This is a genomic window from Kitasatospora sp. NPDC058032 (assembly GCF_042885845.1).
GTDB lineage: Bacteria > Actinomycetota > Actinomycetes > Streptomycetales > Streptomycetaceae > Kitasatospora.
Map to the genome: position 1 here is coordinate 35,491 of NZ_JBHVRK010000007.1, position 22,694 is coordinate 58,184.

A 22,694-nucleotide genomic window follows, 5' to 3' on the forward strand; every position below is an offset into this window, starting at 1 on the left:
TTCGGTTGAGGAATTGCCCGTGATCTGAGGTCGCGGTGATCGGTGGGCCGGACTGCCGCACTGCACAGTTGACGAACGAACAGGCGCCACCCCGCTTCCCGCGGGGTGGCGCCTGTGTCGTCGCCGCGCCGTCACCGCGTCGTGCGCGGTCACCGGCTCCGGTGGTTACAGGACGACATCGAAGACCGACGTCCAGCCGGTGCCGACCAGTGTGCGGCCGCTCGGGATGAAGTCGTACATGTCACCGTTCTGGGTGATGCCGACCGCCTCCGCCGCGCCGTCGTTGTTGAAGTCGCTGACGAACGGGTTCCACTCCCCGGGCCAGAAGCCGTTGCCCCAGAAATAGCGCGGGCCGAAGCTGGTGCTCTGGGCGTCACTGGTGTTCGGGAAGATGTAGAGGTCGCCGCCGTCGGTGCGGCCGATGATGTCGGGCTTGAAGTCGCCGTTGACGTCCGCGATCCGGATGGTGATCCAGTTGGCGGGCCACCAGCCGTTGCCGAGGAAGAAGCGGTTGCCGAGGGTGGAGGTACCGGCGCCTCCGGTGCCCGGGTAGACCCAGAGCTCGCCGCCGCTGTCGCGGGCGACGACGTCGGTCTTCCCGTCTCCGGTGACGTCGCCGAACGCCAGCGTGGTGTAACCGCCCCAGCCGACGCCTATCAGCGTCCGGGCACCGACCGTGCTGGTGCCGGAGTTGCCGGTCCCGGAGTAGAGCCACATGTCGCCCTCGCGGGTGAGGCCGATGATGTCGGTGTGCCCGTCATTGTTGAGGTCGGTGGCGTAGACGTTGGTCCAGTAGTCGCGCCACCAGCCGTTGCCGGCGAAGTACCGGCCGCCGAAGGTGGAGGTGCCGGAGCCGCCGGTGCCGGGGTAGACCCAGACGTCGCCGCTGGCGTCGCGGGTGAGGATGTCGGTCTTGCCGTCCGCGTTGAAGTCGGGCCGGCCCTGGGTGCCGCTGGTCCACTGGCCCTGGCCGACGGCGTTGTAGATCACCAGGACGCCGTGTTCGAGCAGCATCGCGTAGGAGTTGGGCTTGCCGTGGGTACGGGAGCTCCAGAGCGCCTTGGAGCCGTCGGCGCTGTAGACCACCAGGTTGCCGTCGGCCTGCATCCGGGCGTACGCGTTCGGGTTCCCACCGGTGTTGGAGGCCCAGAAGACCTTGCCGGCCTTGGTCAGCACGAGGTTGCCGTCGGCCTGCATGGTGAGCTTGGCGGTGCCGGTGGCGTACTCCTGGCCGGAGGTCAGGTTGGTGCCGGAGGGGATCCGGGCGCCGGCCACGCCGTCGACGGTCCAGCCGCCCGAGAAGGATCCGACGACCCCGCCCGCGAGTTGGCCGTACCAGGCGAACAGGGTGCTGTCGGCCTTGCGCGCCCACAGGTCCGGGACGCCGTCGCCGCTGATGTCGCCGACCGAGCCGACGGTGGGCCAGAGGTCCTTGGTGACGCCGTAGCCGACCTTGGTGCGGTCCTTGGTGCCCCAGGTGGCCAGATCGACGACGCCGTTGGCGTCCTTGCTTCCGTAGGAGCGCAGGATGTCGCCGCCGACCTCGTCGCGCAGCCAGAGGTCCGGGACGCCGTCACCGTTGAGGTCGCCGGGGGCGATCACGGTGTACTTGTCCCAGTCGTCGCCGCCGACCAGGACCGGGTCGGAGTTGTCCAGGAAGTTGTCGCGCGAGCCGTAGTAGGCCCACAGCAGCTTGCCCTCGCGCACTAGCAGGTCCGGGACCTTGTCGCCGTTGAGGTCGCCGGGCGACAGGATCTGGGTGTTCGGGTTCTGCCAGTGGTCGTTGCCGGACGGGCAGGTGTCGTTGGCGACCGGGCAGTAGACGCTGAGTTCCTGCTTCTTCTTGCCGAAGTCGGTCGTCGCCCTGCCGAGGCCGTTGTTGGGGTAGCTGAACAGCTTGCGGCGCTTGTCGACGCTGTCGTACTCCAGGGTGACGAGGTCGTTGTAGCCGTCGTCGCCCCAGTCGCCGGAGTAGGTGATGCGCGGGTCGGTGAAGCTCAGGCCGCCGTTGGTGGCGGCGGAGAACTGGCCGTTGCCCTGGCCCGCGTAGGTCAGCAGGGTGCCGTTGGTGTCGACGCTCCAGATGTCCTTGTTGCCGTCGCCGTTGAGGTCGTAGAGCGGGTCCTTCTCCGTCGACCGGGCGGCGTAGAAGATGTACGTCGCGGTGTCGGAGCGGTTGCCGGCGGCGTCCTGGCTGAAGGCGTGCACGAAGTGCGGTCCCACACCGGAGGGGGTGAGCTCGACGGTGACCGGGTCGCCGGGGTGGACCGCGTCCTTGGTCTTCACCGACTGCTCCCAGTCGGTGTAGTAGCCGTAGCGGACGACGTCGCCGATGCCGTTGGACGAGAGGGTGAAGAGGCCCTTGCTGCGGGCCTTGCCGGTGCCGGCCGGCCAGCCGTTCTCGCCGTTGGGGAAGGCCGAGGAGTCGACCTTGGGCGCCTTGGCCGGGCGGGTCCGGTCGACGCTGAAGCGGCAGCTGGTGCTCCAGCCCGAGTACTCGCTGCCGTCGTACGCCCGGACCTGCCAGGTGTAGTCGCCGGTGGGCAGTTCGGCGTCCGGCACGACCAGGGTGGAGACCCGGTTCTTGAGCGCCGGGATCCACTTGTCGGCGACCAGCGAGCCGCCGCGGAAGATCTGGAACTGCGCCGAGAGGTTGCCCGCGTTGGGATCGTCGACCATGGCGTACAGGCTGACCGTGGTGTTGCCGATCAGGCCGCCGGTGGCGCAGTCGGTGCGCGGGTTGGTGCCCAGGTCCCAGGGCGTCATCGGCGGGTCGTTGTACGTCGTCTCCAGGTAGGCGGACTTGGAGTCGAACTTCTTCCAGCCGAAGGTGTCGCCCTCGTTCTCCGCGTACAGGCCGAGGGTGATGTTGGGGTCACCGGCGGCGGCGACCCGCTGCGTCTTCCAGGTGACGTCCCATTCGAGGTTGCCACCGGGGCAGTTGCCGGAGTTCCAGCCCTTGGCGTCGTTGACGGTCCCCAGCCAGTCGATCTTGCCGGGCTGCTTCTCCCAGGTGGTGTTCTTGTCGATGCCGCCGGTGTGCCAGAGCTGGACCGGACGGGCCTGGCAGGACCAGGACCAGGTGTTGTTGATCCGGAAGGTGGACTTGATCACCTTCCGGCCCTTGATGTTGCTGGTGTCCAGCTGGAAGAAGGACCGGGACAGCCCGTTGGTCTCGTTCTCGTAGCCGACCCGGGCCACCTCGTTGGCGTTCCAGAAGCTCATCTTCGGGTACTTCTTGTAGACCCGCGTCCAGTTCTGCCGCCCGCCCCACGCCCAGGACGGGTCGATGTAGACCGGGTACCGGGTGTCGGCGGCCGTCAGCAGCGCCTGGTCCGGTGTGATCTGCAGGGTGTTGCCGCTGACCGAGGTCGGCATGACGGCGTCCTTGGCGCCGACCGGCTGCTCGAACCCGCTCGCCGGGTCGCCGGCGGCCCCGACCGTCAGCGCGGAGGCCTCGGTGCCCGGGGCGGCCGGGGCGGCGGCGGACTTCGCGGACCCTGCGGCGGACGGCGCGCTGCTGATCGTGGTGGAGTCCCACATCATCGGCGGCGGGCTGGTGAACACCGGGCGCCCGGCGGGGTCGGTGGCCTGCACGGCGCCGGTGGCCGCGTCGGTGGCGACCGTCACACCGACCGTCGACATCGTGTACTTGAGCGTCGCCAGCTCGGGGTTGGCCGCAGCCTGGGGCGTCTTGACGACCACCAGCTGCGAGAAGCCCTCGATCTCGGCCTTCAGCTGCACGTCGACGCCGGGCAGCACCTCGGCGTAGGTGGCGACGTTGCCGGCCAGGGTGGGCTGGGGCAGCGGCTTCGGCCAGGAGAGCGAGAGGGTGCGGCCGTCCTTGACGCCGGTCAGCAGCGGGCCGGCGCCGCCGCCGGAGAAGGCGATGGTGACGGAGGCGGCCTTCGGCTTCACCGAACCGTCGGCCGCGAGCTGCAGCGTCGGGTCGGTGGCCACCCAGGCGCCGCCGCGCAGTACGCGCACCGGGGTCCCGTAGTGGCGCACCGAGAAGGTGCCGTCGGGGTTGGCCCAGGTGTCCGACCGCTCGGTCCGGGCGGTGACGAGCTCGGCGGGGGCGTTGGTGGACTTGGCCTGCTGGAGGGCCTTCTCCTCGGGACTGACCGAGCCGTCGTCGTCGGACGGGTTCACGGCGACGCCCGAAGCAGCCGGCGCGGTCGGGGAGGTCGGGGCGGCCGGCAGGGCCCGGGCGACGGAGGGCGGCACGACGGCGAGGCCGACCGTGAGCCCTCCCACGAGGCCCAGGGCTATCGCCCCGGTCGGACGCACACCACTGCGCCCGTTCCTACTGGAAAGGATGGTCACACTGCTTCCTTCACGATGAGTGCATTTACCGAAAGCGGTAGGACTCTATACCCCACCGCGAGGCACCCCCTTGGTCCTCTCACATCGCCTTCATCTTCGTGATGCAAAGTCAACTTCACTCCGGTCCATCTGTGCTGACGGAAGACAAGAGCGCACACCATCGATCCTGACGAATGATCGCACACGGGACATTGCGCCCATCATTTCTCCAGGTGAGCGCAAGAAATCTGCGGTAGGGCCTTGTTAGCCTTCGTCGACTCATTCAGAATCATCGGAGGGACGAGTGAGGCATTTCGTCGTCCGTTGGCTGGCGACCGCAGTCGTGGCCACGGCATTGACATCGGCGCTGCCAGGTGCAGCGTCAGCCGCCGAGAACAGCGGCAGGGGACCGGATCTGCCGGCCCTTCAGCAGACCCGGCCGGTGCCCGTGAAGACGGCACCGATCGGCCGGGAAAAGCGGGCCCGCCTGGCCTCGACCGCCACGGAGAAGACCCCCGAGGCGGTATGGCCCGGCCCCGGTGCGATATCCGTGGAATCGGCATCCGAATCGGGCAAGTCGCTTGCGGCAAACGTTGATTCGCGCGCGAAGACACTCCCTTCGGGACAGCCGAAGGGAGTCGAGGTCACCGTCGCCGACCGGCAGCACACCCGTGCCGCCGGAATCGACGGCGTGCTGTTCTCGCTCACGGCGGCGGACCGGGCGCCCGAGGGCGACAAGGTCAAGGTCACGCTCGACTACTCGGCCTTCGCGAAGGCCTACGGCGGTGACTGGGCGTCACGGCTGCGGCTGGTCCAGCTCCCCGAGTGTGCGCTGACCACTCCGGACGGCCCGGAGTGCCGCACGCCGGTGCCGCTGGAGTCGGTGAACGAGCCCGCCAAGGGCGCCGTGTCGGCGAGCGTGGACGCCCCCGCCGCCCGCCCGGCGCAGGCGAAGGGCTTTTCGCTCGCCGCCGGGTCCACCGCGGCCGGCGGCGTCACGGTGCTCGCGGCGCTCGCCGACGCCAGCGGCCCCACCGGTGACTACAAGGCCACGCAGCTCCAGGCGTCCGGGGCCTGGTCGGCCGGCGGCTCCACCGGGACCTTCACCTGGTCCTACCCGATGTCGGTGCCCCCGGTGCCCGGCGGACTGCAGCCCGGCGTCTCGCTCGGCTACTCCTCGCAGGCCGTCGACGGGCGCAGCAGCGCCTCCAACAACCAGGCCGGCTGGCTGGGTGACGGCTGGTCGTACGAGCCGGGCTTCATCGAGCGGCGCTACAAGCCGTGCGACGACGACAGGACCGGCGGCACCAACACCGCCAAGGTCGGCGACCTGTGCTGGTTCAACGACAACGCCGTCCTCAACCTCGGCGGCAAGAACACCGAGCTGGTGTACGAGGCCGGCAAGGGTTGGCACCCGGCCGCGGACAGCGGCGAGAAGGTCGAGAAGCTGACCGGCGCCGCCAACGGCGACAACGACGGCGAGCACTGGAAGATCACCTCGACCGACGGCACCCAGTACTTCTTCGGCCTGAACCGCCTGCCGGGCTTCCAGCCGGGATCGGCGGAGACCAGGTCGACCTGGACGGTGCCGGTGTTCGGCAACCAGTCCGGCGAGCCCTGCTACAACGCGTCCTTCGCCAGTGCCTGGTGCCAGCAGGCCTGGCGCTGGCAGCTGGACTACGTGGTCGACGCGCGCGGCAACGCGATGGCGTACTACTGGAACACCGAGACCAACAACTACGCCCGCAACTGGAGCACGACGACCGGCAAGGGCACCGCGACCCCGTACGTGCACGGCGGCTGGCTCGACCGCGTCGAGTACGGCCTGCGCGCGGACACCGTGTACTCCGCCAAGCCGATGGGCGTCGTCAAGTTCGACGTCGACGAGCGCTGCCTGGCCGACTGCGGCACCTTCGACGAGGCCCACGCCAAGAACTGGCCGGACGTCCCGTTCGACCTGTACTGCGCGGACGGCGCGGACTGCAAGTCCAACGCCTCCCCCACCTTCTGGTCCCGCAAGCGCCTGGTCACCGTCACCACCAGGGCCCTGACCGGCGGCACCCACAAGGACGTCGACAGCTGGAGCCTGAAGCAGGGCTTCCCGCCCTCCGGTGACGGCCTCTCCACCCCGATGTGGCTCTCCTCCGTCACCCGCACCGGCTGGACCGGCGGCAAACTGGACCTGCCCGCGGTCACCTTCGAGGGCGAGCAGCTGGCGAACCGGGTGGACAGGACCGGTGACGGCCTCGCGCCGTTCATCCGGCTGCGGATGTCGCAGATCACCACCGAGACCGGCGGCACCATCGGCGTCTACTACTCCCAGCCCGGCTGCACCGCGACCAGCCTGCCGGCGGCGAACGGCTCGAACACCAGCCGCTGCTACCCCGTCAAGCGGCGCGAGGGCAGCACGGTGAAGGACGACTGGTTCAACAGCTACGTCGTCGAGAAGGTCGTCGAGGGCGACAACCTCGCCGAGACCCCGGACAAGGTCACCGAGTACTCCTACCCCGACGGCGCCGCCTGGGCGATGAACGAGGACGAGCTCACCAACGCCGACGAGCGCACCTTCTCCGTCGCCCGCGGCTACGGCCGCGTCCAGACCCGCACCGGCGCCGGCTACGACGCCCGGACCCTCACCGAGACCCGCTACTTCCGCGGCCTCGACGGGGCGGCGGTCAAGGACTCGGCCGGCGAGGCCGTCACCGACCGGCCCGAGTTCGCCGGCCAGCTGCGCGAGAAGGCCGTCTACAACGGGGACGGCGGCGCGCTGGTGTCGGCGACCTCGTACACGCCGTGGAGCTCCACCGCCACCGCGACCCGCAACCGCGCCGGGCTGCCGGCGCTCACCGCCCGCTTCACCGGCATCCAGAAGGAGCGGACCCGCACCGCGGTCACCGGCGGCGAGCGCCGCACCTCGCTGTCGCGCACCTTCGACGAGTACGGCCTGCTGTCCACCCTCAGCGAGCTCGGCGACGAGTCCAAGAGCGGTGACGAGCGGTGCACCACGACGACGTACGCCCGCAACACGGGCACCTGGATGCTGAACAAGCCGAGCCGGGTGGAGCTCGTCGGCGCGGCCTGCGGCGCGCCGGTCAACCGGCCGGCGGACGTCATCACCGACACCCAGACCCTCTACGACAACACCACCACCGTCGGCGCCGCGCCCACCGCCGGCCTGGCCACCGAGAGCCGCGGCATCAACGGGGCGGGCAACGGCTACGACACCCTCTCCCGCACCGGCTACGACGCCTACGGCCGCGTCGTCTCGGCCACCGACGCCTACGGCAAGACCACGACGACCGCCTACACCCCGGCCGCCGGGGAGGTCGCGGCCTCCTCCGTGGTCACCAACCCGCTCGGCCACACGACCACCACCGGCTACGAGCCGCTGCGCGGCCAGGCGCTGACGATCTCGGACCCCAACGCCAAGGTGACCACCAGCCGCTTCGACGCGCTCGGCCGGCTCACCGGCGTCTGGCTGCCCACCCGCTCGGCCGCCACCTACCCCGACTCGCCGAACTACGGGTTCGACTACCAGGTGCGCAACAACGGCCCGGTCGTGGTGACCACCCGCACCCTGCAGTTCGACTCCACCTACGAGACCTCGTACGCGATCTACGACGGCCTGATGCGCTCCCGCCAGACCCAGCGCACCTCGCCCGACCGCACGGGACGCCTCGTCACCGAGCAGTTCTACGACAGCCGCGGCCTGGCCTGGCGCGACTCCGGCTCGTACTACGCCGACGGCGCCGCCGAGGGCGTGCTGGTGACCGGGCAGGAGCTGAAGTACCCGTCCTCGACCGACACCCTCTACGACGGCGCCGCCCGGCCGACCGCCGTCATCGGCAAGCGGTTCGGCGACGAGACCAAGCGCACCACGACCACCTACCACGGTGACGGCATCACGGTCGTCCCGCCCAAGGGCGGCACCGCCAAGACCAACCTCGCCGACGCACGCGGCAACGTGGTCGAGATGAAGGAGTACACCAACGAGGACCGCACCGCGAGCCAGTCGGTGCTCTACCGCTACGACCAGCGCGGCCAGGTCGTCGAGATGACCGACCCGGTCGGCAACGTCTGGCGCTACGGTTACGACAGCCGCGGCCGGCAGGTCAGGGTCGAGGACCCGGACAAGGGCACCTCCGAGCTGACCTTCGACGCCGGCGGACGTGTCACCGACGTCAAGGACGCCCGCGGCGTGGTGCTGCACACCGACTACGACGCGCTCGGCCGCACCACCGCCGTCAAGCAGGGTGCCACCAAGCTCGCCGAGTGGACGTACGACACCGCGGCCAAGGGCAAGCCCGACACCAGCACCCGCTACCTGAACGGCGCCGCCTACGTCTCGGCGGTGACCTCGTACAACGCCCTCTACCAGCCGGTCAACACCCAGCTGACCGTCCCGTCCGCGGAGGGCCAGCTCGCCAACACCTACAAGTGGACGACGTCCTACTACCCCAACACCGGCCAGCCGATGTGGACCCAGCAGCCCGCGCTCGGCGGACTGCCGGCGGAGCGGATCGTCCACTCCTACACCCCGACCACCGGACTGCCCGTCAGCACGTACGCCGGCGGTGCCCCGATCGTCTCGGTCAGCACCTACGACCACTACGGCCGGACCCTGCGCGACGAGTACGGGGCGTTCGGCTCGCACCTGTGGGCCTCGTACGAGTACGAGGCCCACACCGGTAGCCTGCTGCGCGCCGTGAGCGACCGCGAGGCCGCCCCGCAGCGCATCGACGACACCCGCTACACCTACGACCCGGTCGGCAACGTGACCAGCACCTCGACCAGGTCCGGTCAGGACGCGCCGGTCGCGACCGACACCCAGTGCGTCATCACCGACTCGCTGCGCCGGATCACCCAGGCCTGGACCGCGACCGACAACTGCGCCGCCGCGCCGTCGGCGAGCACGGTCGGCGGCCCGGACGCCTACTGGACCAGCTTCGGCTACGACGGCGTCGGCAACCGCCGCAGCGAGACCCGGCACGGCCTCGGCGGCGCCGCGGACACCGTGCGCACCTACACCCCGGTCCAGGGCAAGCCCAACGCCCTCGCCGAGGTCACCCAGACCGGCCCCGGCGGCACCGTCAAGGAGAGCTACTCCTACGACGTCACCGGCAACACCACCGGCCGCACGATCGGCTCCGCCCCCGCCCAGACCCTGGAGTGGGACCAGCAGGGCCACCTCGCCAAGCTGACCGGCACCGGGACGGACAACACGTACGTCTACGACGCCGACGGCGGGCGGCTGGTGCGCAGGGACTCCACCGGCACCACGCTCTACCTGCCCGGCGGCAACGAGCTGAAGCTCGCGCCCGGCGCCGCCACGCCGGTCGGCACCCGCTACTACAGCCACGGCGGCAGGACCGCGGCCGTGCGCACGGCGGGCAAGCTGTCCTTCGTGCTCGCGGACCAGCACGGCACCGCGACCGTCCACGTCGACTCGGCCACCCAGGCCGTCACCCGGCGCAAGACGACCCTGTTCGGCGCCGAGCGCGGCGCCGCACCCGGCAGCGGCTGGCTCGGCGACCACGGCTTCCTGGGCGGCACCCGGGACGGCGACACCGGCCTGACCCACCTCGGGGCCCGCGAGTACGACCCCAACACCGGCCGGTTCATCAGCGTCGACCCGCGGATGGACACCACCGCCTCCCAGGAGATGGGCGCCTACACCTACGCCAACAACAACCCGCTGACCACCAGCGACCCGTCCGGCGAGGCGCTGCCCGAGTGCTACTCCGGCCAGTACACCTGCACCAACAAGGGCACCCAGCCGGTCGACTACGGCAGCAACTACCTCAACATCACCCGCAACGAGGGCGGCACCCCGGCCCCCGAGTACTGCGCCACCCACGACTGCTCCCCGCCGCCGCCGACCCCGCCGGCGCCGCACCGCAACTCGAAGGGCAACCTGAACAAGGAGGAGCGCAAGGCGCGGGCCGACTTCCTCTTCGCGGAGGACAAGAAGAGGATGGACTACGACAAGGTCCCGGACAAGGAACGGAAGGACCTGAACCGCTCCAACGGCTTCACCTTCAACATGGTGGAGACCGCGCTCTGCGTCCTGCACCCCTTCGAGTGCGAGGACTACGCCTCGATCAGCGCCGGGGCGTTCGCGGAGGCCTACCTCGAACAGCACGAGGCGGGCTCGGAGCAGATCAACGCCTACCGCCATGTGGTCTGGCAGGCCAGGCTCACCGTGGTGCTCGGGAAGAAGAGCGCGGAACGGTGGGGGGAGGCCCACGAGGCGTACTACCCGAAGTCGGAGGAGACGGACCACAAGACCGACCTGCTGAACAACGAGTACGGCCAGGCACTCGGTGAACGCCTGAGGCGCGAGCATCCCAAGGCGTCGCTACAGGAGCTCAACGCGGAGATCTCGAAGGCCGCAGCCGAGTACATCAGTTCCGACCACTACTCCCGTCAGAGCGACTGGGACTAGCGACCCGCCGTAGCGCACGACACCGTCGGAGGTTCGACGAAGGTGCCCGCCGGGAAGGCCTCACGGCCGGCCCGGCGGGCGCCGTCGTTTCACGGCTCGCCGGTGAGGTCGCGGACCAGGGTGCTGCTGACCTGGGGCAGTTCGCCGTACTCGGGGTCGTCGCCGTCGACCGGGAGCTGATGGATCACGGCCGCGATGCGGGGCGGCAGCCGCACGTCGAGGCCGTGGTGGCAGCGGGCCAGTATGTCGGCGAGCACCCTGGCCGGAAGCAGGGCGCGCGGGGCGTCCAGCACCCGCTGCGGGGGGCGGGGCAGGGTGGCCATCGCCTCGGCCTGCTGGCGCCAGACCTCGGCGTCCAGGAACTCCCCCAGGCTGCGGTGCAGCAGGCTCAGGAAGGACGCCGCGGTGTAGGAGCCGCCGCCGGCCGCGAACTGCCACCAGAACTGGGCGCCGTCGCGGTGGTCCGCGACGTACAGCAGCGCGCCGAGCACCAGGGCGCCCTCGGGGTGGATCCGTTCGCCGTTGACCAGCAGGCTCAGGGAGGCCGCGGCGGAGGGCATCGCCAGGACCAGGGAGGCGGCGAGGTCGAGTTCGTGGGCCGCCTGCTTGTGCTCGGAGGACATCGGGCTCGGCGCGGTCAGCAGCCGTTCCCAGGAGACGCCGGCACCCCCCGGCTGTGGCCGCGGGGCCCGGGCGGGCGTGTGGACGCCGGTCGCGTTCGGGTGCAGGGCCCGGTCGTGCTCGGTGCTCACCGGCCCTCCCCGCGCCGGCCGCCGAGCGCCGCGGCCAGCCGGTCGAGGGCCTGGCGCACGGTCGAGCGGACGTTGGCCTCGGTCGTCCCCAGGTAGCTGGCGATCTGGTCGTCCGGCAGGCCGAGCAGGTAGCGCAGCACGATCACGTCGTGGCGCCGCTCGGACAGCCGGCGCAGCGCGGCGTACAGCTGCTCGTGGCTGCCCTCGGTCTCCAGCAGGTGGTGTGCCCGCTCGGCGGCGGCCCGCACCGACTGGACCCACCCGGGGACGTTCGTCTGGGTGGGCAGCGGTTCGCCGTTCATCATCAGCTCCGCCAGGCAGGCCCCGATCTCCTCCTTGAGGATCGCCCAGGCGTGGAAGGGCGGGATCTGCTCGCGCAGGATGCGGGGCCACTCCTGCCACACCCGGGCCTTGGCGATCTCCACCACCGTGTGCGCGACGGCGTCGTCGCGCAGGCGCGCGCGGGCGAACCCGGTCCAGGCCCTGCCGTGCGTGTCGCAGAACGCGTCGAACGTCAGGCGGTCCCGGTCGCCGACCACCCAGTCGCTCTCGGTCAAGTCCCAATCCTCCCCTGCGGCACCCCGGCCGGGCGGCACCCGGTGCGGGCCGCCGGCCTCGGGTGGAACCCTACGGCCCTTCGCGGTGACAGCGGGAACTCGCTTCCCCGGTAGGCACATTAAGGCGTATTGGGTGGCGAGATGTTAAATCGCAACAAGAGGTTTGAAGATCAGACATATGGTGAGGCGACCGCGGGGCGAACGTCGCGCGAACATACCCGGAGCGAACCGCTGCGCGACCCGATTCGGTTATCCTGCTCGACACTTGTGGCACCGTCGACGCCCCGCGCGGGGGCGCTCCGACGACCTGGCAGGGGGAGCGCATGACCGACGGCACGGCCCGGAGCGACGACGTGGAGGTCAACCTCGACATCCATCTGGCGCACTCGGCGCGGATGTACGACTACTACCTCGGCGGAACGACCAACTTCCCCGCCGACCGGGAGGCCGCCGGCCGGGCGCTGGCGGTCTTCCCCTACGCCCGCTCCGCCGCCCGCGCCAACCGCGCCTTCATGCGCCGCTCGACGCGGCTGCTCGCCGAGGCCGGCATCCGGCAGTTCCTCGACATCGGCACCGGCATCCCGACCTCGCCGAACCTGCACGAGGTCGCGCAGTCGGTCTCCCCGGACGCCAAGGTCGTGTACGCCGACAACGACCCGATCGTGCTCCTCCACGCGCAGGCCCTGCTGCGCGGCACCGAGCAGGGCGTCACCGCCTACGTCCAGGCGGATGTGCGCGAGCCCGGGGCGCTGCTGGACTCGGCCCGGGAGGTCCTGGACTTCACCCGGCCGATAGCGCTCAGCATGAACGCCCTGCTGCACTTCGTCCCGTCCGAGGCCCACCGGATCACCGAGGGCCTCAAGGAGCAGCTGCCCGGCGGCTCGGCGCTGGTGATCAGTCACCTCACCCAGGACTTCGCGGCCGAGGAGACCGAGCGGCTGATCCAGGTCTACACCGCCGCCGGCACCGCGGTCGCGGCCCTGACCCGGGGCGAGTTCGGCGAGTTCTTCACCGGCTGGGACCTCATGGCGCCGGGTGTCGTCGCCACCCAGCGCTGGCACCCGACGCCCGAGGACGAGGCCGAGCCCGTCACGGACGCCGAGGCCTCCTGCTACGGGGCCGTCGCGATACGCCCCTGAGCCGCGCTCCCCCGGCGGCCGCGGGGCTCAGCCCGCCGCGGGTGCGGGGGCCTGCGCGGGGGTGCGGGCGAGTTCGTGCCGGTGCACGCGGGCGTGGCCGCGCCGGTCGTAGCGCCGGCTGGCGCCGAAGCCGACGGCCAGGGAGAGCAGCAGGTAGCACCCGAGGGTCACCCAGGCCGAGGTGAGGCCGGCCGCGCCGCGGGCGTCGAAGAACAGCACCGCCCGTACCCCGTCCACGACGTGCCGGGCCGGGAGGACCGACCCGAGGGCGGCGAGTGCCGGCGGCATGGCCTCGACGGGCATCGCGCCGCCCGAGGTGGGCGCGCCGAACAGGGTGACCAGCAGCAGGGCGAGCAGCTGACCCGGGGTGCCGAGCGCCGCGACCAGGCAGAGCGTGAACGTGGCGATGGTGATCGTGGTGCCGATCGAGAGCAGCCAGAGCTGGAACGGGTGCGAGGCCGGCATGTCGAGCAGGAGGGTCGCCGTGGCGAGGACCGCGGTACCGCTGAGCACCGCGGCCCCGGCCCCGATGCCGGTCTTGGCGAGCAGGGTCTGGGTCCGGCTGATCGGGGCGATCAGCTGCAGCACCCGCTTGGGGCCCACCTCCATCGGCAGGAAGCCGAGGGCGACGTCCAGGCCGGTGGTGACCATGATGGCGGGCAACAGGCCGGCCAGCAGCAGCATGATCGTGTAGTAGAGGGGCAGGGTGCCGCCGCCGGACTTGGCGGGGACGGGGTGGCCGGGGACGGCGCTCACCAGGACGGGGTCGGCGAGCAGCAGGCGCAGGGCCGGGTCCGGGGCGCCGGCCCGGACCGCCAGGCGCCGGCCGAGTTCGGCGGAGGCGTCCGCGGCGGCGGCGGTGGCGGCGTTCTGGGACAGCGAGGCGGCCAGGCCGCCGGCGCCCGGGTTGGTGAGGACGGTCAGCGCAGGGCGCTCGGCGGGCCCGTCGGACGCCAGCAGGCCGAGGGCCGCGCGGCTGAACTCCGGCGGGATCACCAGGACGGCGTAGACGTCGTCGTCCGCGAGCCGGTCGAGCGCCTGTTCCCGGGTGCCGAGGTCCTGCCAGGCGATCCGGTCCTGGGTCGCGCGCTGCTGGAGGACGCCGTCCCGGACGGCCCCGCCGAAGTCCACCCGCTCGCCGCCCGCGAGGGCGCCGGTGTCGGCGTTGACGATGCCGACCGGCAGGCCGTGCAGCCGGCCCTGCGGGTCGATGCTCGCCCCGAGGTAGGCGGACGTGCAGATGATCGCGAGCAGTGCGCCGGCGACGGCGGTGAGCCAGGCCTTGGGCCGGCGCCAGATGGCCGATGCGCGCATGGGTTTCCTCTCGTGGGGCCGGCCCTCCACGGGCTCGGCGATGGGCTCGGCGATGGGCTCGGCGATGGGCTCAGCGGTGGGTGTCGGCCCAGGCGCGGATCCGGTCCGCGATCGCCCCGGAGTCGCGGACCCAGCGGAAGTGGTCCGGCCGCCGGCCCGCGTCGCCGGCGTGGTGGTCCCGGTCCAGCCGGGCGGACGGGATCTTCGCGCAGAGCCGGTCCACGGCCGGCAGCGGGGCCAGGTCGTCGCCCGCCACCGAGAGCGCCAGGACCGGCAGGGTGAGCTCCGCCAGCAGGGTCTCGTAGTCCCGGTCGGCCCCGGCGGGCTCGAACCGGCCGGTGCGGCAGATCCGGGCCCAGTCGCGCATCAGGACGGCCGACTGGCGCCCGGCGAAGCCCAGCCGGTCCCCCGGCCAGTGGCCGACGGCGGTGGCCACCGCCGCGGTGAGGTGGGTGGCGGCCAGGACCCGCGCGCCGTGCAGGCCGGGGAAGCCGCGGTGGTCGACCGAGCCCGTCGCGACCAGGGCCACACCGGTGAGCGCCTCCGGGTCGGCCGCCGCGTGCAGCAGCGAGACCTGCCCGCCGAGGCTGTGGCCGACCGAGTAGACCGGCAGTGCGCCGAACCGGGTGCGGGCGGCGCCCAGCACGGCGGGCCAGTCCAGGGTGGCGAGTTCGTGGTAGCCGTGCCGGGCCGAGCGGTCGGCCCGGGGCCCGCTCGCGCCCTGCCCGCGCAGGTCGGCGCAGACCACGCCGAAGCCGGCGCGGGCGAGTTCGGCGCAGAACGCCTCGTAGTGGGCGGCCCTGACGCCGAGCGCGGGCCACAGCACGGCCACCGCGCTCGGCGCCCGGTCGGGCACGGTGACGGTCGCGGCCAGGGTGGCGGGCCGGCCGGGGACCGGGACCGTCAGCCGCTCGACCGTGGTCATCCGGCGGCCCCGAGCAGCATGTGCTCCAGCCGGGACTGCTGGGTCTCGTGCGACCAGCGTTCGGCGGTGGCCAGCCGCTCCTGCGGGGTGGTGTCCAGCAGCAGCCGGTCCGGCCAGACCTGGTATCCGGCGGCCAGGGCCGCGTGCTCCTCCATCCCCCGCTGGAAGAGCGTCTCGCGGCGCATCAGCATCTCCTGCATCGGCAGCCGCTGCCACAGCTCGTAGCCGCGGCCGATCACGTCGAGCAGCCGCCGGCGCTGCCCGGGCTGCTCGGTCAGCAGTCGGCGGATCACCGCGCTGCCCACGGTCAGGTGGCGGATCTCGTCGACGTTGGCGGCCCGTTCGATCAGCGCGGCGGCCGGGTCGAAGCAGCGCCACTTGCGTTCGCTCAGCTCCGCCGCCGGGGCGAGCACGCCCTCCACCAGCACGGTGAGCACCAGGACACCGCCGTAGAAGTCCGCGTTGTCGCGGAGCACGCCGAGGCCGAACTCCTCCAGCGGGTCGAGCACGGCCGCGCCGTCCGCTCCGGCGACCCGCTGGACGGTGGCGGCGAGTTCGCCGGCCGGCACGCCGAGGCGCAGCAGGTGGTCGCGGAAGGCGCGGGAGTGCCGGGCCTCGTCGATGAGCTGGGTGGAGAAGAACTCCAGGCAGCTCTCGTCGGGGGCGTGGAAGACCAGCTGGGTCAGCGCCCTGGTCGCCTTGGACTCGGCGAGGTGGCGGAAGGCGAACTCCGCGACCAGGGCGTCGCGCAGCGGCCCGGGGGTGAGCACTGCGGGGGTCGGCCCGGGGTCGGGGACGGTGCCGTCGCGCAGCTGGCGCAGCATGCCGCCGGCGACGTGGTCGAACCAGTACGGCAGGTCGCACTGCTCGGGGGTGAGTTCGAGGTCGCGGGCGCCTTCGAGGACGCCGGGGGCGGACCTGAGGTCGACCTCCGCGGGGAGGTCCGGGGTCGTGCCGATGGTCATGGTGGCTCCAGGTCAGCGTGAAGATCGATGGTTGACGATTCGTCAGATCGCTCGGGTGGCCCGCATCAGGTTCCACACCGCGGTGGGCGAGACGCCGCCCTCGAAGGCCGCGTACTCCGGTTCGATCACCTGCGGGTCCCACTTGAGCTTGAAGGCCTCCTGGCTGCGCGCCGGGTAGACCGCCCGGCCGTGCTCCGCCAGCAGGCCGACGACGCGGGCCAGGGTGCGGCTGGCCGCCGGGGGGTCGTGCTCGGCCGCGAGGCCCGCGAACGGGGTGAGGCCGAGGTGCAGCCAGCCGGCGCCCTCGGACTGGAACCGGGTGAGCGCGGTGAGGTTGATCAGCTCCACCGTGCCCACCGGGCTGTCGGGCCGGCGCCGGGTGAGGTCGTAGAGCCAGCCGGAGCGGGCCCCGTACGCCGGGGAGTAGCTGATGTACCCGATGGTCCGCCCCTCGCGCCGGGCGACGAAGGTGCGCCGCCAGGACGCTCCGGGGCCGCCCCGTTCGCCGATCAGGAACCGCAGTTCCTTGACGTGCCGCCCCTTGTCGCGCAGCCAGGCGGCGTCGATGGCGGACAGCTCCGGGTCCTCGCCCTCGCCCTGGGCCAGCTCGGTGACGGTCACGCCCTCCCGGCGGGCGCGGGCGGTGTTCTGCCGGACCTTGGCGAGTGCCCGGCCGCGGGTGGTGAAGGCGGCCAGGTCGATCGCGTAGGTGCTGCCGATCTGGTTCACGGCGAAGCCCTGTCCGGCGTACAACGGGATGTCCGCGGCGCGGAGTTGGGCGACGGTCAGCCGGGCCGGGACGGCCGCGCGGAACTCGGCGAGCAGCGCCGCCCGGTGTGCCGGCGGCGCGAACGGGCCGCCGAACTGGATGGCGTGCCGGCCCCGGAGCGTGTAGGCGATGAGGCCCCGGTCGTCGCCGCCGTGGTGGTGCCGGGTGCCGGAGTTCAGGGCGAGGAAGCCGCTGGGGTGGTCGGCGTGGCGGCGCAGGGTCTCGGCGGCGTCGGCCCGGGGAACGGCCGGGGTGGTCACACCCGCTCCTTCGGCCCGGCCGGCCGGGCGAACGTCGGGGAACCGCCGGCGAGTTGCTCGTCGAAGTCGACGAAGGCCGGGTGCGGGGAGGGCTCGAACGGCACGCTGAACGGCTTGAGGAAGTTGCCGAGCAGCCCGCGGTCGCCGCAGAGGTGGAGCGGGATGGCGAGCAGGGCCCACTCCGGCTCGACCAGCCACGCCCAGAGCGCGGCGACCGCGCCGGCGGTGAGGGCGCTGTGCATGGTGTTGTACAGCACGTAGTAGGCGCGGTGGATCCGTCCGCCCTTGGCCCGGTGGTGGGCGAGCGCCCCGGGCAGGTACCCGATGACGTCGATGTAGCCGAACAGCGCGAGGGCGGGCAGCCAGCGCACCTCGTCGAAGTGGTAGATCAGCAGCCCGGCGCAGATCAGCAGGCCGGTGAGGTACTCCGCGCGCAGCAGGCGGTAGGTGACCCGCGACTCGAAGCGGTTGGCGGCGTCCATCAGGCCTCCGTCCGGGCCGGTCCGGCGCCGAGCAGGCCCTCCAGGATGCCCAGGATGTTCTCCCGCAGCACCCGTTCGGCCACCGGGTCGATGATGCCGGCCAGGCTGGGCAGTCCGAAGTCGAACTCCGCGCTGAAGCGGACCGCGCAGCCCTCGCCCTCCTCCCGCACCTGCCACTGGCCGGTGAAGGTGTCGAAGTCGCCGGTGGTCTGCTCGAAGGAGATCAGCCGCCGTTCGTCGTCGAAGGTGTCGGCCTCCGACCAGCTGAGCACGCCGTTGCGGAAGTCCACCTCCCAGTCGCTGTGCAGCGGTTCGGTCCGCGGCCCGGGGTGGACGGTCACCTGCCGGACGGCCTCGACGAGCGAGGGGTAGCGGGCGAAGTCGCCGATCCGGGCGTACGCGTCGTCGGGTGCCACGCTGTCGTAGCGGACGTCCAGGTCCACGGTTCTCATGGGTCGTCACCTTCACTTCTCGGGGAGGAGTACTACGCGGAGGGGCGGGACGGGGCGGGGAGCCGGGCGGCGAGCGCGCGGGCGGCGGCGGTGACGGCGGCCTCCAGCCGCTCCAGCTCGTGCTCCTCCAGCACGGCGGGCGGGGTGAAGCGGGCCACCGCGTGGGCGTTCAGGGAGTGGTTGACCACCACCCCCCGGTCCAGCAGTTCGAGGATGAACTCCCCTACCAGGCCTGCGTCGTGGAACTCGACGCCGATCAGCAGCCCGCGGCCGCGGATGTCGGCGACCAGGTGCGGGCAGTGCTCGCCGAGCACCCGGGTCAGCATGGCGAGCAGCCGGCCGCCGAGCGCGTGCGAGCGGCCGACCAGGTCCTCCTCCTCGATCAGTTCGACCGCGGCGCGGGCGGCGGCCATGGCGATCGGCGCGGCGGAGAAGGTCGAGGTGTGCAGGAAGGGGTCGCGGTCGAAGGCGGCGAAGGCCGCGGGGGTGGCGATGGCCGCCGCGACCGGGACGACGCCGCCGCTGAGCGCCTTGCCGACCAGCAGGACGTCGGGCACGACCTGCTCGCGGTCGGCGCCCCACATGGTGCCGAGCCGGCCCAGCCCGGTCATCACCTCGTCCAGGACGAGGAAGGCGCCGGTCCGGCGGCACAACTGCTCGACCTGCTTGAGGTAGCCGTCCGGCGGGATCACCACGCCCGCCTCGCCCTGCACCGGTTCGAGGATCACGCAGGCGTCGGAGGCGTCCGGGCCGAGGGCCGCGGCCAGCGCGTCGATGTCGCCGTACGGGACGTGGGCGGTGTCCGGCAGCAGCGGCCGGAACGGGTCCTGGTAGAGCGGCTTGGCGGTGGCGGAGAGCGCGCCGAGCGTCTTGCCGTGGAAGCCGTCGACCATGGAGACCAGCCGCCGGTGGCCGGCGCTGCGGGCCAGCTTGATGCCGGTCTCCACCGCCTCGGCGCCGGAGCCGCAGAAGTGCACCCGCTCCAGGCCGGGCGGCGCGACCCGGGCCAGGGCGGCGGCGGCGTGGGCGGCGGAGGGCTCCAGCAGCAGCCGGGTGGACAGCGGGTGGGTGCGCAGCTGGTGCTCGACGGCGGCGACCACCTTCGGGTGGCAGGCGCCGGCCAGGAAGACGCCGTAGCCGCCGCAGTTGAGGTACTCGCGGCCGTCCGAGGTGCGGACCACGGAGCCGGAGGAGGACGCCTCGACCTGGCCGCCGAACATCTCGCCGAGCTTGCCGCGCCCCCGGCTGAGGTGGGCCCGGTAGAGCGCGGCGATGCCGGCCGGGTCGTGCGGGGCCGGTGCCGTGGTTTCGAGCGCCTGGGTCACTGCCCGGGTCCTTCCTGGGGTCGGTGGGGTGGCGACGTGCGCCCGGCCGGTCGACGGGGGATGCGCCGACCGGGCGCACGTGCCGGTCTGGGTCAGGACAGCAGCAGCGGCTGTCCCGCGTGGTGGTCCAGCAGGGCCTGGGCGCTGCTGGACCGGGAGGGCGGGTGGAAGGCCAGGGCCCGGCTGACCGCGAGCAGGTAGCCGACCTCCGAGGAGCCGATGTAGGCCATGCCGCCGAGCAGTTCGGCGGCCCGGTCGGCGGCCTCCACCAGCAGGTCCTGGGCGGCGTAGCGGGCGGTGAGCACGGCGGCCAGCTCGTCGTGGCCGACCTCGCCGGACTCGGCGGCCCGGGCCTGGTTCTCCACCACCGCGATGGCGGCCTCCAGCTTGGTGGCCAGTGCGGCCCGGTCGGTGGTGCTGCCCCGGCCCTCGTCCAGCGCCCGCTCGACCAGCCGGGCGACCGCGCCGGTGTAGGCCGCGGTCACCAGCAGCTCGAACCAGACGAAGCCGACGGTCTGCAGGGTGTCGAGTCCGCCGCCCAGTTCCTGCTTGGGCTTGAGCATCAGCTCGGGTGCCACCTCGACGTCCACCAGCCGGACCTCGTCGCTCTCGGCCCCGGCCAGGAAGCCGCTGGCCCAGAACGGGTGCCGGGTGATCCCGGGCGAGGTGGCCGGGATCAGCGCGACGCCCAGTTCGGTGCCGCCGTCCGGCAGCGGGACCGCCACGCTCGCGGTGAGCAGGTCCATCGACCGGGACAGGCTGCACGGCTTCTTGGCGCCGGTGACCAGGTAGCCGGCCTTGACCTGACGGGCCGTCATGGTCGCGCTGAGGATGCCCTGTCCGGCGCGCCCCTCGGCGAAGCCGGAGGCCACCAGCAGCCGGTCCCGGGCGATGCCCTCGATCAGCAGCCACTCCAGGCCGGTCGCGTCGGCCGAACCGAGCAGCGCGACCAGGCTGGCCACCGAGAAGTTGTGCATGGTCGCGGCCACCGCGAGCGAGGGCGACAGCGCCCCGATCGCCCGGGTCGCCCGGACCGCCTCGAGCGGGCCGGCGCCGCCGCCGCTGTAGGCGGTCGGCACCAGCAGGCCCGGGCCGCCGGCCCGGCGGAAGGCGTCCAGGCCGGGGCTCTCGGCCGACTCCAGGACCTCCAGCGGGACGTCGGCGAGCGCGTCGCGCAGTCCGGGCAGGAAGGTGTCGCAGGCCTCGCGGGCCAGCTCCATCGAGCGGATCATTCGGCCGCCTCCCGTGCCGGGACGAGCGCCTCGAACGCGGCCTCGACCGGTCGGATCCCGTCGGCCACGCTGACGCCCTGCAGGCGCGAGGTGCGCAGGATCGGGAAGTTGGCCTCGCCGCCGGGTCCGCCGGTCAGGCCGTTGCCGCCGTGGGTGGGCAGCAGCGGCAGGAAGCCGATGTGCGAGTCGTTCACCTTGATCAGGCCTCCGTTGGTGACGCCGGCGACGAACCGGTCCACCACCCGCGCGTCCCGGGCCCAGAGCGAGTTGCGCAGCCCGTAGGCGTTGGCGTTGGTGAACTCGATGACGGACTCCAGCAGTTCGTCGTCCGGGGCGTCCTCGGGGACGACCACCGGCAGCAGCGGGAAGAAGGTCTCGTGCCGGACGGCGTCCAGGTCGTCCGCCGCCTTCAGCCCGTCCACCCGGAGCAGGGTGGGCTCCAGGAAGAGCCCGATCGGGTCGGGCCTGCCGTCGACGTCCACCCGCTCGCCGCCGCAGAGCAGTCGGGCGCCGCCGGCGACGGCCTGCTCCAGCACCTCGAAGAAGGAGTCGGCGCGCAGCACCGGCGAGAGCAGCACTCCCTCGTCCTCGGGGAAGCCGGGCCGGATCTCGGCCACCCGGGCGCGCAGCCGTTCGATCAGCCGGTCGGCGATCCGCGGGTGGACCACCGCGCGGTTGGGCACCATGCAGATCTGGCCGGAGCCGTAGAAGGCCTCGGCGAGCGCTTCGGCCGCCAGGTCGGGGTCGGCGTCGTGCCAGACCACGGCGGTGTCGTTGCCGGCCAGTTCCAGCACCGGCTTCTTGCCGCGGGCCACGCACTCGGCGCCGAACGCGACGCCCTTCTCGCTGCCGCCGAAGTACATGATGTCGTCGACCAGCGGGCTGTCCAGCCAGTGCTGCAGGGTCTGCCGGGCGTCGGCGCAGACCGCGTTCAGCACCCCGGCCGGCGCGCCGACGCGCTCCAGCGCGGGGACCACCAGCCGGTGCAGCGCGTGCAGCACGCCGAGCGGCGCGCTCACCGGCGCCCGGACCACCAGGGCGTTGCCGGCGGCCAGCGCCCAGACCCCGAGCATCGAGTTGGCCACCGAGGCGTTCTGCGGCGGGTTGAGGCAGACCACGCCGTCCGCGACCCGTCGGACGGTCATCCGACGGGGCCCGATGACGGCCTGGTGCTCCATCTGGCCCCGGCACCACTCCCGGGTCTCCTCGCCGGTGTTGGCCAGCCAGCCGGTCAGCTCCCAGCGGGCCAGCGTGCGCGGGTGGCCCTCGGCGACCATCAGGTCGACGATCTCGTCGAAGTGCTCCACGACCAGGGCGCGGAACTCCTCGACCAGCCGCATCCGGGCGGCCAGCGGGAAGGCCCGCCACTCGCGGGCCGCCGTCGAGGCGGCGACCAGGGCGGCGTCCAGGTCGTGCCCGTCGGCGAGGGAGCAGCGGCCCACCACCTGCTCGGGGGCGTCGGCCGGGGCGATCCGGCCCTTCTCCAGGCCGCGCTTGAGCGCCAGCGACCCGAAGAAGTCGCGCACCATCGCGGAGGACCGCAGGGTGTACACCCAGTCGGTGCCAGGGCGGTCCTGCCCCGCGATGTAGGAACCGTAACTCAGCATCGCGTCACTCCTGTTCTTCGTCGCATTTTTCGTCGATTCCGGCCGCGGCAGGACTGTGCCGGACAACCGTGGACTCCCTGCGCGGGGGGCCTCCGGACGCTCCGGTCCGGGCGGGCCGCGGGAACACCGCGCCGTTCGGACCGCGAGGCCGATTCCTCCAGAACG

At 72.4% G+C, this 22,694-nt stretch carries 15 protein-coding genes; 2 read left to right on the forward strand and 13 right to left on the reverse strand.

Annotation, left to right across the window (positions count from 1 at the left end; translation table 11 throughout):
• Positions 1 to 165: 165 nt before the first annotated feature.
• Both ACFVUH_RS13720 and ACFVUH_RS13725 read right to left on the reverse strand, forming a co-directional pair.
• The gene (locus ACFVUH_RS13720) at positions 166 to 4,326 is read right to left on the reverse strand and encodes an FG-GAP-like repeat-containing protein (protein WP_387913206.1); all 4,161 of its coding nucleotides are present in this window, start codon (positions 4,324 to 4,326) and stop codon (positions 166 to 168) included.
• 405 nt (positions 4,327 to 4,731) lie between these two features.
• Positions 4,732 to 5,013 (reverse strand): hypothetical protein, encoded by a 282-nt coding sequence (locus ACFVUH_RS13725; RefSeq protein WP_387913207.1) that lies wholly within the window; start codon positions 5,011 to 5,013, stop codon positions 4,732 to 4,734.
• Between ACFVUH_RS13725 and ACFVUH_RS13730 the strand changes: the two genes are divergently transcribed.
• On the forward strand, positions 4,997 to 10,750 hold the full coding sequence (locus tag ACFVUH_RS13730; RefSeq protein ID WP_387913208.1) for an RHS repeat domain-containing protein: 5,754 nt from the start codon (positions 4,997 to 4,999) through the stop codon (positions 10,748 to 10,750). The genes ACFVUH_RS13725 and ACFVUH_RS13730 overlap by 17 nt on opposite strands.
• Before the next feature lie 89 nt (positions 10,751 to 10,839).
• On the opposite strand, the gene ACFVUH_RS13735 is transcribed toward ACFVUH_RS13730, so the two are convergent.
• Entirely contained in the window at positions 10,840 to 11,502 is a 663-nt protein-coding gene (locus ACFVUH_RS13735; RefSeq protein WP_387913209.1) for a hypothetical protein, read from the reverse strand.
• On the reverse strand, positions 11,499 to 12,059 hold the full coding sequence (locus ACFVUH_RS13740) for an RNA polymerase sigma factor (protein ID WP_387913210.1): 561 nt from the start codon (positions 12,057 to 12,059) through the stop codon (positions 11,499 to 11,501). Before ACFVUH_RS13740 ends, ACFVUH_RS13735 begins: the two co-directional genes overlap by 4 nt.
• Positions 12,060 to 12,382: 323 nt before the next feature.
• On the opposite strand from ACFVUH_RS13740, the gene ACFVUH_RS13745 reads away from it, so the two are divergent.
• Positions 12,383 to 13,198, forward strand: a complete 816-nt coding sequence (locus ACFVUH_RS13745) for an SAM-dependent methyltransferase (RefSeq protein WP_387913211.1) — start codon at positions 12,383 to 12,385, stop codon at positions 13,196 to 13,198.
• Between the two features lie 27 nt (positions 13,199 to 13,225).
• On the opposite strand, the gene ACFVUH_RS13750 is transcribed toward ACFVUH_RS13745, so the two are convergent.
• From ACFVUH_RS13750 to ACFVUH_RS13790, 9 genes are all read right to left on the reverse strand, one after another.
• Positions 13,226 to 14,512 carry an ABC transporter permease gene (locus ACFVUH_RS13750; protein ID WP_387913213.1) on the reverse strand — a complete coding sequence of 429 codons (1,287 nt, stop codon included), beginning with the start codon at positions 14,510 to 14,512 and terminating at the stop codon, positions 13,226 to 13,228.
• Between the two features lie 70 nt (positions 14,513 to 14,582).
• On the reverse strand, positions 14,583 to 15,437 hold the full coding sequence (locus ACFVUH_RS13755; RefSeq protein WP_387913215.1) for an alpha/beta fold hydrolase: 855 nt from the start codon (positions 15,435 to 15,437) through the stop codon (positions 14,583 to 14,585).
• On the reverse strand, positions 15,434 to 16,402 hold the full coding sequence (locus ACFVUH_RS13760) for a VlmB-like protein (RefSeq protein WP_355363291.1): 969 nt from the start codon (positions 16,400 to 16,402) through the stop codon (positions 15,434 to 15,436). Before ACFVUH_RS13760 ends, ACFVUH_RS13755 begins: the two co-directional genes overlap by 4 nt.
• Positions 16,403 to 16,444: 42 nt before the next feature.
• Positions 16,445 to 17,431, reverse strand: a complete 987-nt coding sequence (locus ACFVUH_RS13765; RefSeq protein WP_387913217.1) for a bifunctional lysylphosphatidylglycerol flippase/synthetase MprF — start codon at positions 17,429 to 17,431, stop codon at positions 16,445 to 16,447.
• Positions 17,428 to 17,913 (reverse strand): hypothetical protein, encoded by a 486-nt coding sequence (locus ACFVUH_RS13770; protein ID WP_387913218.1) that lies wholly within the window; start codon positions 17,911 to 17,913, stop codon positions 17,428 to 17,430. Before ACFVUH_RS13770 ends, ACFVUH_RS13765 begins: the two co-directional genes overlap by 4 nt.
• Entirely contained in the window at positions 17,913 to 18,365 is a 453-nt protein-coding gene (locus ACFVUH_RS13775; RefSeq protein ID WP_355363285.1) for an SRPBCC family protein, read from the reverse strand. Before ACFVUH_RS13775 ends, ACFVUH_RS13770 begins: the two co-directional genes overlap by 1 nt.
• Positions 18,366 to 18,397: 32 nt before the next feature.
• Complete coding sequence (locus ACFVUH_RS13780) at positions 18,398 to 19,690, reverse strand: aspartate aminotransferase family protein (RefSeq protein WP_387913220.1); 1,293 nt, start codon at positions 19,688 to 19,690, stop codon at positions 18,398 to 18,400.
• A gap of 92 nt (positions 19,691 to 19,782) precedes the next feature.
• Complete coding sequence (locus ACFVUH_RS13785) at positions 19,783 to 20,922, reverse strand: acyl-CoA dehydrogenase family protein (protein ID WP_355363283.1); 1,140 nt, start codon at positions 20,920 to 20,922, stop codon at positions 19,783 to 19,785.
• Positions 20,919 to 22,529 carry an aldehyde dehydrogenase family protein gene (locus tag ACFVUH_RS13790; protein ID WP_355363281.1) on the reverse strand — a complete coding sequence of 537 codons (1,611 nt, stop codon included), beginning with the start codon at positions 22,527 to 22,529 and terminating at the stop codon, positions 20,919 to 20,921. The genes ACFVUH_RS13785 and ACFVUH_RS13790 overlap by 4 nt, the downstream gene beginning before the upstream one ends.
• Positions 22,530 to 22,694 lie beyond the last annotated feature (165 nt).